The organism is Streptococcus sp. HMSC034B05 (genome assembly GCF_001809055.1).
Classification (GTDB): Bacteria; Bacillota; Bacilli; order Lactobacillales; family Streptococcaceae; genus Streptococcus; species Streptococcus constellatus.
On sequence record NZ_KV795590.1, the window covers coordinates 65467 to 80160 of the forward strand.

Here is a 14694-nt window from a genome sequence, read left to right on the forward strand (position 1 = left end):
ATTTGGACGTGTCAATGAGGAACGCCGACGGTTATAGTACTTGTATTTATAGCGGCTTCCTTTAGCATAGAGACAAAGTTCATGAAGTAATCTACCAACACGTTTACGATTGACCTTTATCCCTTGTCGATAGAGTTCTTGAGTGATTCGGACACTACCATAGCGTTCTTTATGGTCATAGAAAATAGCCTTAATAATCTCCTTTAATGTTTCATTCTCTATCTGTCTTGAAGATGGCTTACGTTTTAGATAGGTATAGAAACCTGAACGAGATACTTGAAGTGTTTGACAATCATGATTAATATTTAAGCTAGAACTATTTTCCTTTAAAAATTGGAATTTTATTTTCGTTTTGGCTCCAAGAAGACCTGGAACTTTTTTAGAAGAACTAATTCCTCTTGTAATATCTTATTTTCTTTTTCGAGTTTTTTAATCTCAAATTGAGCATGATGAAGAGCGCTCCCATGACCTGGGAATGCACTTTCTCCATATTTTTCATATTATTGAACCCAACGATATAAACTATTTGGATGAATTCCTAAAGTCGAACTAACGCTTTTTACAGACTGCTCTTCCTCTGTAATGAGTCTGACAGCAGAGAGTTTAACTGCTTTATCAAATATAATGATTTCCCTCGTTTTCACTTAACTTTGTGTCTACTTTTTCTTGACATATCCAACAGAAGTGGTTTTCTTGTGTCTCATTTTATGGAGCTAGTACCTGCTCAACTTAATCTTTTTTTAGCAGAAAATAAGCGCAATCGAATCGGACGTGATTTGCACGACAGTTTAGGACACACCTTTGCCATGCTGAGTTTGAAAACAGAATTAGTCCAACAACTTCTCAAGATGAGTCAATATGAGCAAGCAGGTAAAGAATTGGCAGAAGTACATGACATTAGCAAGCAATCAATGGCTGATGTGAGACGAATTATTGATAATTTGAAAAGTCGAACTTTGCATGAAGAGTTGATAACGATTCAGACCATGTTGGAAATGAGTGATGTTCGTGTTCATTTGGACAATCAGCTCAATATAGCTAGTATTTCACCTAGCATGCAATCCAGCATTACTATGATTTTACTAGAATTAGCAACAAATATTATCAAGCATGCTCAAGCTAAACATTGTATAATTTATCTCATTTCAGATGCAAGGAACTTGATTCTTGATGTGGAAGATGACAGAATAGGTTTTGAGGAAATAACAGGAAAGGAGTTACATTCTATTCGTGAGCGCTTAACGATTTTGTCTGGTAATGTAGAGATTTTAAATCACCGCAAGCCAACTAAAATTCAAGTGGTGATAGCAATAGAGGAGTAAAAGATGAAACTTTTAGTAGCAGAAGATCAAAGTATGTTACGAAATGCTTTGTATCAATTATTGAACATGCAGCCAGATGTGGAAGAAGTCTATCAAGTAGCAAATGGTCAGGAATCGATAGAGTTACTACAATTTCAAAAGGTAGATGTGGCTATGTTAGATGTAGAAATGTCGAAAAAAACAGGCTTGGAAGTGTTGGAGTGGCTAAAAGAGTAATACTCTGAAATAAAAGTGATTATCGTTACTACTTTTAAACGTTCAAAATATTTTGAAAGGGCTGTGAAAACCGATGTGGATGCTTGTGTTTTAAAGGAGCGCAGCATTGCAAATCTGATGAAAACGATTCACACCGCCTTAGAGGGGAAAAAAGAGTATTCGCCTGAGCTGATGGAAGTCATGATGACGAGTAAGAATCCCTTTTCTAATCAAGAGACTTCGGTATTAAAAGCGGCAGCAGCAGGACTTCCAAGTAAAGAGATTGCTCAGAAATTTTACTTGTCACACGGAACAGTCCGAAATTATATGTCAAGTATTTTAACAAAATTGGCAGCAGAAAATCGAGTCGAAGCAGTTCGGATTGCTTAAGAAAATGGCTGGTTGTAGAAATAGAGTTGTTCGAAGATAGAAATTTATCTGACTCAAAGTTCACCGGATTATGTGTTTTCTATTGTGAATAAAAAACACATAATTATATACAAAATAAAGTATTTATACTGCAAAAAAGAAAAAAATTACTCAAAAAGTAGTTTGAAAAAGTTTACTTGAAAACGCTTTTCTTATATAATATATTTTGATAGAAATTGGACGATTGTCTTACTACAAAGTACAAAGATTAGCTAGCTTTTGCTTTGTACGATGTTATTATCTGAGGTTAGGCTGTTTTAAGTCTACTAGATTAGAATTGATATCATGACTCAGCCAATGTTTGATTCCCTAACTTCTATCACAATTTGTAATATTACACATCATTTTATAAGGAGGTAAAATCTATGTTGAAATTTTCTTCAAATGTTTTAGCTACTAGTGTGGCAGATACAACACAAGTTGCGCCTGGCGGATGTTGCTGCTGTAGTTGTACATGCTGCTTCTCTATATCAGTAGGTGGAAATTCAACTGGTGGTTCAACAACTTTACCATCACCAGGTAAATAATGCTATCAAATATTATCCAGAGAGTTGATACATTCACTAATTGCTAGCTATTAGTAGAACCTAATAAAAGCTTTCTGGATGATATTTGCTTTGATAAAATTAGGTACAATTAGATATTTACATAACCTAGTTTAACTATTTGGTAGTAATTCATTGGTATCATATGTGTTAATGAATTACTACTCTTTATTATTGTAAGAGTAGAAAGGTATGTATGTCATTTTTTTCAAAGGATAATATCCGTTCGACTGTTCCAAGACATCTTACAGGAGAAGAAGCTCGTCAATTATTTGAATTTAATACCAATTACTTCTCTTTCTCGGATTATCATCATCAAACTGTTTTAAAAACATCAAAGCAATTAGTTGCTCAACATCTAATGCCTTATGAAAGCGATAATTTAAGTCAAGAATTTTTAATGAATTATAAGGCTAATAATGATTACTTGGGTTTTAAAATGAGTGTTTCCGAATTTTTTACAGACTCAGCTGTCACAAATTTTACCAATAGTTCTTATTTTGAAGATTTTCAAGATGTTATAGCATTGCCTCAAGCCAAAAAGTTAGCTCCCTCCTTATCTACCTGTATTGTGAATAGACGTAGCCACCGCCGGTTCAAAGCAATGAAAATGCCAAAACAAGATTTAGCGAATTTACTTTACTATGCTTGTGGTGTCAGTGGGGAAGCAACTGTTAAGCAAGAGATTCAAAAAAAAGTTGCTTTAAGAAACTGTGCCTCTGGGGGAGGACTATATCCGATTACTCTCTATTTTTATGCGAGACAAGTTGAAGGATTAGAAGATGGTTATTATGAATATTTACCCTATCAACATGCTTTGAGATGCCATATCATTGCTCCAGCAGAAGATATGAGAGCTCTTGCAGAGTTTGGAGCAATCAATGCAGAAGATAGCAATCTTATTTTTATGTATGCCTATAATTATCTAAAAAACACTAGAAAATATGGTAATCAAGCAACGGTTTATGCATTTATTGAAGCTGGTGAAATAGCTCAAAATATTCAATTGGTCTCTACAGCGTTGATATATGGCAGTTTGGATATTGGTGGATACAATAAAGAATATATAGAAGAAAAGTTAGGTCTAGATGGAATTAATCATCATGTGATACATATGACTGTTGTCGGAAATAAGGAGTTTTAATGAAATATCAATTAAATAGTAATGTTCGAATTGTTCAATTCAATGAAATATTTTGTTTTAGAAAAGGAATTTGGGACTTTAATGAAGCTACTTTGGACATTCGTCAAGAATCTCAAGTATTAAAAGCAGTCTATTGCGAGATGATTTCTGCGTTGTTTAAAGGACAAGCAATTGATATTACTGCTTTTGAAGAACGTTTAGATGCAGATGATTTTGCGAAATTATCTCAGGTTATTGAAGCATTGTATTATAGTGATTTGCTGATGCAAGAAGATAAGTATGCCATTCAAGAAAATATGATGCAAATTTTAATGGGAGGCTCTCGTTTTCTTGCAGAAGATGGACAAGAAATGAATACAGCTTCAATATTATTTATCAGCGATGTTGATTTTGTAAATGATTCTGCCTGTGAATTAGCAAAAGTGATGGGAGTGAACATTGAGGTTGCAAGTGATGAACTAAAATCGAAAATTCAAACTACTGATGTGTCATCGCGTCTGGATGCTTTAGTTCATCGACAAAATATGCAGATATTGATAGAAGAATTAAAAGTTTATCAAGCTATTGTTGTATGTCAAGAGCGACTCAACATAACAATGATGCGTCATCTAAACGAAGTCATTGTTTCTTTGAAACAGCAGTTGATTGTTGGGTTTGTGGATGGTCCATTTATCCATGCTTGTACTTTGAATCCACCACACACAGCAGATTTCGATAGTTTGGAACGACGTGTTTTAGCGCGTTTACAAGATCATACTTTGTATCAACATTTTGCAAATCAACTATTACCACCTACACAATCTGTCAGTCAGGCATTTTTACCACTATTGAATATCCTAATGAATTTAGTCATTAGTGAAGCTTTTTTAGTAGCTCGTACGGGAAATTCAAAATTTGAGGGACGCCTGTTAAGTATCTACTTACCTACTTTGGAAATTCAAGTGCAAGATATTTTGAAAATGGCTAATTCTCAAACGCAAGGTGCCTTAGCAAAACTTAGATATGAGGATCAGCAAATTTCAACACGTGAAATAGTTAGAAATTTGTTGAGAGAAGACAAGGAATAGATGTATGTTAAACTTTTATCCATCATTTAATCATATTTTTTCAGAATTTAAAGCGATAAGTGGTAATCGAACAGGGATTTTAAATCAATCTCAAGTTCCTATCTGTAATCATCCTCATGATGTTTATTTAAAAAGTGTAACGGGGCAGATGCCAGAGTATCATAAACAATTTATTGGTGAAAATAGTCAAGTTAGTTACCATATTATTGGATATGGGAGCCACTACGAAGAAGCATTAATTAAGTACGTAGGCGAGAGTATTGAGCGTTATGCAACAATTATTGCTGGGGATTTATTAGCAGATCAGATTGTTTATGCTTCGTATGAGGAATTAAGCAAAACGAATCGTGTTATGCCGTTAGAGTATTTACGTGTTTTTACGAAAGAGCAGATTGAACAAAATATTGCTTTGAATATGACAATGTGTCAAAAGGAAGTAACAGAAAAAGATATTTTGGGCTGGGTAAAATGTCCCATGCTTTTTGAAGATGAAGAAATGTATATTCCTGTCCAAATGCTTTGTGTAGGTTATAAACCCAATCATGAAATAGGTGAGCAGTATGTTATTCCAGGTTTTTCAACAGGAACAGCTTCTCATAAAACGTTGGAAGCTGCTATGTGTAACAGTGTTATTGAATATTTGCAAATTGACTCAATGATGCTAAGCTGGCATACTAAAAAACCTTGTTGCCGTATTGAAATTGATGATCCAGAGATTTTAGCTATCTTAGAAGATGCGCATTTAGGTAAGGACAGCCTTTATGAGATTATTCCGATTGATATGACAATTGGTGAGGACAATCCTCTTTATACTTTTGGTATTATTTTGAAAAATAAATATCAAGAAGCACCTTATCTTTTGTTTGGAGTTCAAGCGGGTCTTGATCCGAAGCACACACTTCTTAGAGGAATTATGGAAGCTGCTGCTATTAGTTATAGTTACTATTATAATTTACTCTATAATCAAGCAGCTTTGGTCAATATTGAAAGTGAGAGTCCACAATTTCTAGATTTGGACAGTAACGTTTTCTACTATGCACATCCCAAGAATCTAGAGGAGAAATGGCAAGCTTTTGAACCACTTATTTCTGGGAACGTCACACTAAGTGAACTAGAGAATCATAGTGGCAAGAATAAAAAAGAAGATTTAAAGATTTTACTTGCTTATGCGAAGAAAGTCAGTCCCAATGCAGTCTTTTTAGATATGACTCCACCAGAAGCGACTGAAAAAGGATGGTATGTTACACGTGTCTTAATGCCAGATTTGCTTGAAATGTGTATTCCAGCTTTTCCATTTGCAAATCATCCGCGTATGAGACAGTTTGGAGGTGTGACGAATGAATTTGTACACCCAATGCCTTAGTCTATGTTTTTTATTAGTTAGTTTAAATCCATCTATTCCTATGCAGGCGATTTTTGGAAGTAATCCAAATGGTTATGGATTTGATTTGTCTCGATTTTTAAAAGCAGTCAATATTTATTATTTATTGATATTTTTGAGCCTCAACTTGCTGCATCCTCAACTGATTCACTTTCGTGGGCAAGTAAGTTTAACCTATCTATTTCTTGCTATTTGCTTGATGATTGGAATATTTATTTTGGAAGTTAGTTTCTCGTATAGTCTTCGTTGTTTAAAAGCTAAAAAGTGGCTATTGTTGAAAATTTCTTTTGTGGGAGCGGCTTCTCATCCTATTGATGTTGCACTGACGCTTTTTTTAGCCTTTTTTGAGGAAATAACCTATCGTTTGGTATGGTTTGAAATTCTCTTGCAAAATTGGAAATTACCATTTGTTTTGGTGCTCATCATTACTACCGTTTTTTATGCCTTCAATCACCTTCTAATGGGAAAAGAGATTGTGTATGCAAAATTATTAACAGGTTTTCTGTATGGTATGATTTATTATTGGAGTGGGAATATTTGGTTGGTTCTCCTTGTGCATGTTGGTGGTAATTTATGGATTGACTGCCTGAGCATTTATCAAGCGAAAAAGGAGAGAGTCTTATGACAATCATTGTGATAACTGTAGCTCTGATTTTTCTTGCTTGTGTTACCTTTTGGCTAAACAGAGATCATTTGAGACTATTGAGACGTTGGCACTTGCACCATGCTAGTTCTTTACCTTATCATCAAATGATTGAAATCATTTTATTAGGTGTTCAATTCTGTCTGATTCTTGCTTGTTTCCTGCTTTTAAACGTAGGGAAAAGTGAAATCAATTTTACTCTGTTTTTGGGACAGCTAAATTGGAATTGGCGATTTTTCTTATTTTTACTATTATACTTATTAGCCTTAATAGAAGTTACAATGTTTGTTTTAATTGGGTTATTAGAGGTTGTTTTTAAAGTAGACAGTCGAGTAATTTTTCAAAAAATGGCATGGCTAGCATTTTCCAAACAACAACCGTTGCTTAGTTTTGCTTTGATTTTATTGACCACTTTGACAGATGCTATTCTCTATTTTGGAATTCTAAATCTTTTTTTTAGAAAAATGAGCTTAAATTTACCTATTGTTGTGCTTAGCTTTTCTGTTGTAAAAGCTTGCTCTTTTAAAGGTAATTTAGAAAGAATGGCAGCATTGTTACTCTTTTTAAATATAGGTATTTGGTGTATGGTAGCTACCATAGTATATGGTTGGCTAGTTGGTGCGTTACTTCTCGGTTTAACTTACATGATGATTAGTTTTAAAGAACAACATAGATAAATTGAAGAAAGGGATCAGTTATGAGTCTTGTAGAATTAACAGATGTTACCAAAGTGTATTCAGGAGGGAAAACAGCGGTTGATCACGTATCTTTTTCACTTGAAAAAAAAGGAATTTATGGATTATTGGGGCCAAATGGTGCTGGAAAATCGAGTCTAATCAATTTGATTTTAGGATTAACTCCAACGACATCTGGAAAGATTAGTTTGTTTGGTCAATCAATAAAAGCTATTAAAAAAGTAAGTTCAAAGATTGGTTATGTCCCACAAGATATTGCTATTTATCCAGATCTTACAACTTATGAAAATGTAGAATTATTCGGTTCACTTTATGGTTTAAAGGGAGCAACACTAAAAGAAAAGGTACTGGAAAGTTTAGAATTTGTGGGCTTGACCGATCAAGCCAAAAATTTTCCACGTCAATTTTCAGGTGGAATGAAGCGACGCTTAAACATTGCATGTGCTCTGGTTCATTCTCCGCAGTTGATTATATTTGATGAACCTACAGTGGGAATCGATCCACAATCACGTAATCATATTCTTGAGTCGATTCGTCTTCTCAATGATCGAGGTACAACGGTTATTTATACAACTCATTATATGGAAGAAGTAGAAGCGCTATGTGATTATATTTATATCATGGATCATGGAAAAGTGATCGAAGAAGGAAGCATGGGTGATTTAGAAAAACGCTATGAAAAAGACTTTGCTCAAAAAATCATGGTAACTATAACAGACGGAGAAGGCTTTGAATTTGTACATGAGTCAAATTGGAAAATTACGGAGCTAGATCATGAAACAATCATAACAGTTGAAAATGAAAGTATCCAAACGGTAATCGAAAAACTAAATCGCGCACATATTCATTTTAGTGAAATTCGGCATACACATTTGAATTTAGAAGAAATCTTTTTACACTTAACAGGTAAGAAATTAAGAGATTAGAGGTTGCTATGATTCTATTTCATTTAATAAAAAAAGAAAGTCTACAAATCTTTAGAAATCGAACGGCAATTCTGATGATGATTATTTTTCCGATTTTGATGATTGTTATCTTAAGTTTTGCATTCAAATCAAGTTTTAATACGACAACTACCGTTCCTCAGTTAAAGGTTAGCTATCAGCTCGAAGGAACTGAGACAGATTATCAAAAAAGTTTCGTAAAATTTCTAAAGACATTGAATAAAGAATTGGGACTTGAAGCAACTGTTAGTAAGAATCTTTCTGCAGATAAACAAAAAGTCAGTGAAGGTGCTCTGACAGCTACTTTAGAGGTAAAAAGTGATAAAACGATTAAGGTGACAACAAACCGTATCAATCAGCAAAATGCCGATTTAGTGAGAATGTTGGTCGATACCTATGTAGAAAGTGCTAAAACGTATGATTCTATTAGCGACCTTTATCCAACCGCTCTAAATAATATTAAGAAACGAACAGTTGATTATATAAAAACAACTTCTATTCAAACAAGTAAAGGAATGACTTCGGCAGACTACTATGCCATTTCTATGTTTACGATGATTACATTTTACAGTATTATGTCAGCGATGAATTTGGTTCTCTCAGATAATCAATTAGGTACTGTAAGCCGCATTCACTTGACAGGTGTTTCAAATACACATATTCTTTTAGGAAAGTTAATAGGAGGAATGTTTGCCACAGGAGTTCAACTAGCTATCTTATATTTCTTTACCCGCTTTGTTATGCAAGTGAATTGGGGAAGTCATCACTGGCAGATTGTGGGTGTAACAGCATCATTAGTATATCTTTCAATTGCGATTGGGATTGGATTAGCTAGTGGTATCCGGAATGAATCGTTCTTAATGGTAGCTTCAAATGCAATCATTCCAATCTTTGCTTTTTTGGGTGGTAGTTACGTTCCATTGTCTACTCTTAATAGTACATTTATTAATCAATTATCAACTATTTCACCTATTAAGTGGGTTAATGATAGTTTGTTTTATCTTATGTTTGGAGGACAAACGAATCCTATTCCAACGACATTAGTGGTTAACTTGGGCTTGGGAACTATCTTTATCCTTTTTGCTCTAGTTCGGATGAGAAAGCAGGTGACAGCATGATTTCTTTTATGAAAATTCTTTTTAAGAAGATTTGTCGCAAAAAATCAAGCTATGTGACCTTTATCTTATTGCCAATTTTGACAACCTTATTGGCACTGTCTTTGAGTTTTACGGGTGAAAGTGCTGCAAAGATTGGAATTTTAGATAAGGATAACAGTCAAATTTCACGGCAATTTATTTCGCAAATTAAACAAAATGAGAAATATAATATTTACACAAAATTTGATGGAAAACAGATTGATAACTACTTAAAAAATAAAACATTAGAAGCTGTTTTGGTGATTGACAAAGGCTTTGGAAACAAAGTGCTTCATGGACAAAAGCAAACATTGAATTTGCGAGCTATATCTAGTAGTCAAGTGACAGAGTGGTTTAAAGCCAATGCTAACTATCTTTTAGAAAATTATAATACGATAGGTGATGCTGCGGCTGGAAACCAAACTATTTTTAACAATCTTTTAGCTCATAATAACAAAGTATCTTATAAAGTTCAGCAAACAACATTAAGCGACCGTTCACAAAGTAAGTCTGTCTCCTCAACTACTACTGGTTTTCTTTTGATTCTTATGTTAGGAAGCGCTAGTGTGATTTATAGCGGAATCTTGACCGATAAGGTTTCCCAAATTTACAATCGATTGACGTTATCTAAATTATCAAGACTACAATATATGTTGAGTTATGTTTGTGTTGGTTTGATAGTCTATGCCATTCAAATTGCTATTATTTTAGGGATGTTAAAAGTTGTAAATATCAGCTTTTACATTCCAATCTGGGTACTTTTAACAACCTTTTTATTGTTTAGCTTGTTAGTAATTGGTTTTGGTCTATTCGTGGGTGCAGTTTCTAAAAATAGTCAACAAAGTAGCCAATTGGCAAACCTCATCATTATGCCAACATCCATGTTAGCAGGCTGTTTATGGCCACTTAAAATTACCCCTAGCTATATGCAAGCGATAGGAAAATTATTGCCGCAAAACTGGGTCCTTTCCATTATTGATATTTTTCAATCAGGTGGAACAATTGTCACTGCTTGGCCGTATATGGCAGCATTGTTTACAGTGGCAACCTTGCTAATTGTATTTTCTAGCTGGATGTTAAAACCAATTCATCATTGATAAAAAGTGAGAGGCCTTTGATATCAATTATATGAAAATAGATTATATACTACTGCCTTAAATCATCTAAAAAACATAAAAGTTTTTTTATCGCTTTTGTTTGATAAACACGTTTAAGTATGCTATAATCTTGAAAAAGAAGATAGGAGTTTCATATCATGTTATTTTTAGTATTGCCAATTATTGTTGTCGTACTGATTGTTATTCTTTTTAGTTCCTTATATGTTGTTCGTCAACAATCTGTGGCAATTATAGAACGTTTTGGAAGATATCAAAAGCTAAGTAATAGCGGAATTCATTTACGCTTGCCATTTGGCATTGATCATATCGCAGCGCGTGTGCAATTACGTCTGTTGCAAAGTGAGATTGTTGTTGAAACAAAGACCCAAGATAATGTATTTGTCATGATGAATGTTGCAACGCAATATCGTGTGAATGAAAATAACGTAACAGATGCTTACTATAAATTGATTCGTCCAGAAGCTCAAATTAAGTCTTATATTGAAGATGCCTTGCGGTCATCTGTTCCTAAATTGACATTGGACGAATTGTTTGAAAAGAAAGATGAAATCGCACTTGAAGTACAAAAGCAAGTAGCAGAAGAAATGTCTACTTATGGTTATATTATCGTAAAAACTTTGATTACAAAAGTTGAGCCAGATGCAGAGGTTAAACAATCAATGAACGAAATCAACGCTGCTCAACGGAAACGTGTCGCTGCTCAAGAATTAGCTGAAGCCGATAAAATTAAAATTGTCACTGCTGCAGAAGCAGAAGCAGAAAAAGATCGTCTTCATGGTGTTGGGATTGCAGAACAGCGTAAAGCGATTGTGGATGGCTTGGCAGACTCTATCAAAGAGTTAAAAGGTGCAAATGTTGAATTGAAAGAAGAACAAATCATGTCAATTCTTTTAACCAACCAATATCTTGATACATTGAATAATTTTGCAGATAATAAGGGAAATAATACAATTTTCTTACCAGCCAATCCTGACGGAGTAGAAAGTATCCGAACGCAAATTTTATCAGCTCTTAAAGCAAAATAAAGAATATTCTGAATTATTTTATTCGTCAAAATAAGTTGTCTTTTCCATTGACAAAACAAATAAAAACATTTAAAATGTTTAGTTAGAAATAATAAATAGGAGAAGGAAATGGCTAAATCTAACTTTGAAAAAGTAGAATCAGTTGTTAGCTGGGTTCGTGATAAAAAAATCACGGGTTATCGCATCAGTAAAGAAACGAACGCTCGTGAAATGTCTATCATTGCTCTTGCTCAAGGACGTGCTAAAGTGAAGAATATTTCATTTGAAACCGCTCTCGGATTGATTGATTTTTACGACAAAAATCACGAAAAATTTGAAAACTAATCATCGAATTTTTAGCAGGCTGCCAGCCTGCTTTTTTTATTTACTATCGTACAATAATGTGGCTTGAGATTAAAACAATGAATAATTATATATAAAAAAACTTATTTATTCAAAAAAATATCATACGCTTTAAACGAATATTTTTACAAAAAAATCATAAAACGCTTTCTTTGATAGATTATATTTTAAAAAATATTCCAAAAAATTAGAAATTTACTTTTTTATAGTATATTTTCTAAGAAATATATGTTCAAACGTTTTGTTTTGTTTGAATAAAAATTAGTTTTCAAAAGAGATAGTAACTATTTTGGATAGAAAAAAAGACGAGGCTAGATGTTTTAGTCTCGTCTTTCCTATTTTTATCGTAAATAGCGTTGTAAGAATTCTTTCGTACGTTCTTTTTTAGGATGAGTGAAAATATCATCTGGTTTACCTTCCTCAGCAATGATGCCTTTGTCCATGAAAATGACACGGTTTGAAACATCACGCGCAAATTCCATTTCATGGGTGACGACAATCATGGTTAAACCTTCTTGAGCAAGGTCTTTCATAATTTTTAGTACTTCACTGACCATTTCAGGGTCGAGGGCTGATGTTGGTTCGTCAAATAAAATGGCATCTGGATTCATAGATAAGGCGCGTGCAATAGCGACACGTTGCTTTTGTCCGCCAGAGAGTTGTTTTGGCTTTGCTTGCCAATAAAGCTCGCCCATACCGACTTTTTCAAGATTATCTTTGGCAATTTTTTCAGCCTCTGCGCGTTCTCTCTTGAGAACGGTTGTCTGTCCAACAATAGTATTTTCAAGAACATTGAGATTTTCAAAAAGATTGAAACTTTGGAAAACCATCCCCAATTTTTCACGGTAGTGGGTGAGATTATAATTTTCTTCTAGCACATTTTCTCCACGGTAAAGGATTTCACCGCCACTTGGTTCTTCGAGGAGATTGATAGAGCGCAAGAAAGTTGATTTTCCGCTACCAGAGCTTCCAATGATAGAGATAACTTCGCCGGAGTGGACAGTGAGAGAAATATCTTTTAAAACTTCATTTTGGCCATAAGATTTTTTGAGATGCTTAATTTCTAAAATGATATCACTCATGCTTTTATTCCTTTCGTTTGCATTTGATTAGCGCCTGTTGTGTACTCGTCTGTGTCAAAACGGCGTTCTACATAGCGAAGAATGCGAGTGACAGTAAATGTTAGGACAAAGTAGATAACAGCAATAATAGTGAAAGTTTGGAAATATTGGTAAGTTTGAGTGGCAATCGTATTTCCTGAGAAATAAAGTTCAACAACGGAGATAACATTCAGTACAGAAGTATCTTTAATGTTGATGACAAATTCATTCCCTGTAGCAGGTAGAATATTTCGTACGACTTGTGGAAGAACAACTTTGCGCATGGTTTGATTATGTGTCATTCCTAGAGCGGTTGCGGCTTCAAATTGTCCTTTGTCAACGGCGAAAATTCCTCCGCGGACAATTTCACTCATATAAGCGCCGGTGTTGATTGAAACAATAAAGATAGCAGCGATTGTCCGATCAATAGAAACCCCAAAAGCTTGTGCTGTACCGTAGTAAATAACCATCGATTGAACAATCATAGGCGTTCCACGGAAAATTTCAATATAGATATTTAAGAACCAGCCGAATAAGGTTTGTAACATCGCTAGAGCTTTATTTTTGGCAGTAGGAGCTGTGCGATAGACACCGATTAAGAGTCCAATGATGAGTCCTGCAATTGTGCCAGTAATGGAAATGAGAAGAGTTAAACCAGCTCCACGCAGAAACTGGGGCCAGTTATCTTTTAGAATCTTTGTTACTTGTCCAAAGAAACTTGTCTTATCTTGGCTGGAGTCTGTCTCAACAGGCTGATTTCGAATCATCTTATCCATTAAAGCAGTTTGGTCTTTGACACTGATTTTAGCGATAGCAGCATTAACTTGCTCTATACGATTGTCGTTTTTGCGCATTCCAATTGCAATGGTAGCGTCTTCTTGATTCACTTCAAAACCTTTTTTGAACTGAATCATTTTAAATTTTGAGTTCGCAGCTTCTGCAGTGAGGGCTTCAGGGCGCTCAGAAATGTAGCCGTCTATAATTCCTGACTCAAGTGCTTGGCGCATTTGAGCAAAGTCTCCCATTGCAGTTTCTTGCTTAGCACCAGTCAATTGTGAAATTAGATTATAAAGATAGACACCTTGCTGGGACGTGATTTTTGCCCCTTTGAAGTCATTTAAGGTTTTGGCATTGGCGTAGGCACTATCTTTTTTGACAAGTAGCACTGGCTCACTAGTATAGTAGCTATTTGAAAAAGCAATTTCTTTTTTTCGCTCGGCAGTTGGGCTCATACCTGCTATAATCATGTCCAATTTTCCTGATGTTAAAGCAGGAATCAAACCATTCCAAGACGTTTTGACTACTAACGGTTTTTTGCCTAATTCTTTTGCGACTTGTTTTGCAATTTGGACATCATAACCGTTGGCATATTGATTGGTACCTTCGATTTTGACTGCGCCGTTTTTGTCATCGTCCTGCGTCCAGTTGAACGGAGCGTAAGCTGCCTCCATTCCGATACGTAAATATTCATCGGCATGAACGGTATTTACAAATCCTAAACTGAACAGAAAAAGTGTAAATAGAGATAAGCAAATTTTCTTCATATTATTCTCCTAATTTTAAAATAGGTTCCTTGTATTATATCGAAAAAAGCAATGCTTTTCAATA

The 14694-nt window shown here is 34.5% G+C and carries 13 protein-coding genes and 3 pseudogenes; 13 read left to right on the plus strand and 3 right to left on the minus strand.

Annotation, left to right across the window (positions count from 1 at the left end):
* Positions 1–629 (minus strand): annotated as a pseudogene (locus HMPREF2542_RS10055) (IS3 family transposase); the annotation flags it as partial.
* A gap of 93 nt (positions 630–722) precedes the next feature.
* Between HMPREF2542_RS10055 and HMPREF2542_RS01430 the strand changes: the two are divergent.
* The 13 genes and pseudogenes from HMPREF2542_RS01430 to HMPREF2542_RS01485 all read left to right on the plus strand — a co-directional run.
* A pseudogene (locus HMPREF2542_RS01430) lies at positions 723–1322 on the plus strand (sensor histidine kinase); the annotation flags it as partial.
* A 3-nt stretch (positions 1323–1325) separates the two neighbouring features.
* Positions 1326–1907 (plus strand): annotated as a pseudogene (locus HMPREF2542_RS01435) (DNA-binding response regulator).
* A 404-nt stretch (positions 1908–2311) separates the two neighbouring features.
* On the plus strand, positions 2312–2473 hold the full coding sequence (locus HMPREF2542_RS09440; RefSeq protein WP_080980148.1) for a streptolysin S family TOMM toxin: 162 nt from the start codon (positions 2312–2314) through the stop codon (positions 2471–2473).
* Positions 2474–2687: 214 nt separating this feature from the next.
* Entirely contained in the window at positions 2688–3635 is a 948-nt protein-coding gene (locus HMPREF2542_RS01440) for a SagB/ThcOx family dehydrogenase (RefSeq protein ID WP_058670182.1), read from the plus strand.
* Positions 3635–4702: a streptolysin associated protein SagC gene (locus HMPREF2542_RS01445; RefSeq protein ID WP_048800830.1), complete on the plus strand. Its 1068-nt coding sequence runs from the start codon at positions 3635–3637 to the stop codon at positions 4700–4702. Before HMPREF2542_RS01440 ends, HMPREF2542_RS01445 begins: the two co-directional genes overlap by 1 nt.
* Positions 4703–4706: 4 nt before the next feature.
* Complete coding sequence (locus HMPREF2542_RS01450; RefSeq protein ID WP_048800829.1) at positions 4707–6065, plus strand: YcaO-like family protein; 1359 nt, start codon at positions 4707–4709, stop codon at positions 6063–6065.
* Positions 6040–6708 carry a CPBP family intramembrane glutamic endopeptidase gene (locus tag HMPREF2542_RS01455; RefSeq protein ID WP_048800828.1) on the plus strand — a complete coding sequence of 223 codons (669 nt, stop codon included), beginning with the start codon at positions 6040–6042 and terminating at the stop codon, positions 6706–6708. The genes HMPREF2542_RS01450 and HMPREF2542_RS01455 overlap by 26 nt, the downstream gene beginning before the upstream one ends.
* Positions 6705–7403, plus strand: coding sequence for a SagF family protein (locus HMPREF2542_RS01460; RefSeq protein WP_048800827.1), 699 nt, complete (start codon positions 6705–6707; stop codon positions 7401–7403). The genes HMPREF2542_RS01455 and HMPREF2542_RS01460 overlap by 4 nt, the downstream gene beginning before the upstream one ends.
* A gap of 20 nt (positions 7404–7423) precedes the next feature.
* Positions 7424–8347 carry an ABC transporter ATP-binding protein gene (locus HMPREF2542_RS01465; protein ID WP_058670183.1) on the plus strand — a complete coding sequence of 308 codons (924 nt, stop codon included), beginning with the start codon at positions 7424–7426 and terminating at the stop codon, positions 8345–8347.
* Positions 8348–8355: 8 nt separating this feature from the next.
* Positions 8356–9483, plus strand: coding sequence for a SagG family ABC transporter permease subunit (locus HMPREF2542_RS01470; protein WP_058670184.1), 1128 nt, complete (start codon positions 8356–8358; stop codon positions 9481–9483).
* On the plus strand, positions 9480–10598 hold the full coding sequence (locus tag HMPREF2542_RS01475) for an ABC transporter permease (protein WP_058670185.1): 1119 nt from the start codon (positions 9480–9482) through the stop codon (positions 10596–10598). Before HMPREF2542_RS01470 ends, HMPREF2542_RS01475 begins: the two co-directional genes overlap by 4 nt.
* Positions 10599–10756: 158 nt before the next feature.
* Entirely contained in the window at positions 10757–11644 is an 888-nt protein-coding gene (locus tag HMPREF2542_RS01480) for an SPFH domain-containing protein (RefSeq protein WP_003036319.1), read from the plus strand.
* 108 nt (positions 11645–11752) lie between these two features.
* The gene (locus HMPREF2542_RS01485) at positions 11753–11968 is read left to right on the plus strand and encodes a capsule biosynthesis transcriptional regulator (RefSeq protein ID WP_003025899.1); all 216 of its coding nucleotides are present in this window, start codon (positions 11753–11755) and stop codon (positions 11966–11968) included.
* A 359-nt stretch (positions 11969–12327) separates the two neighbouring features.
* Here HMPREF2542_RS01485 and HMPREF2542_RS01490 read toward each other — a convergent pair whose 3' ends face one another.
* Positions 12328–13068 (minus strand): amino acid ABC transporter ATP-binding protein, encoded by a 741-nt coding sequence (locus HMPREF2542_RS01490; protein WP_049476983.1) that lies wholly within the window; start codon positions 13066–13068, stop codon positions 12328–12330.
* Entirely contained in the window at positions 13065–14630 is a 1566-nt protein-coding gene (locus HMPREF2542_RS01495; protein ID WP_058670186.1) for an ABC transporter substrate-binding protein/permease, read from the minus strand. Before HMPREF2542_RS01495 ends, HMPREF2542_RS01490 begins: the two co-directional genes overlap by 4 nt.
* Between the last annotated feature and the right edge of the window lie 64 nt (positions 14631–14694).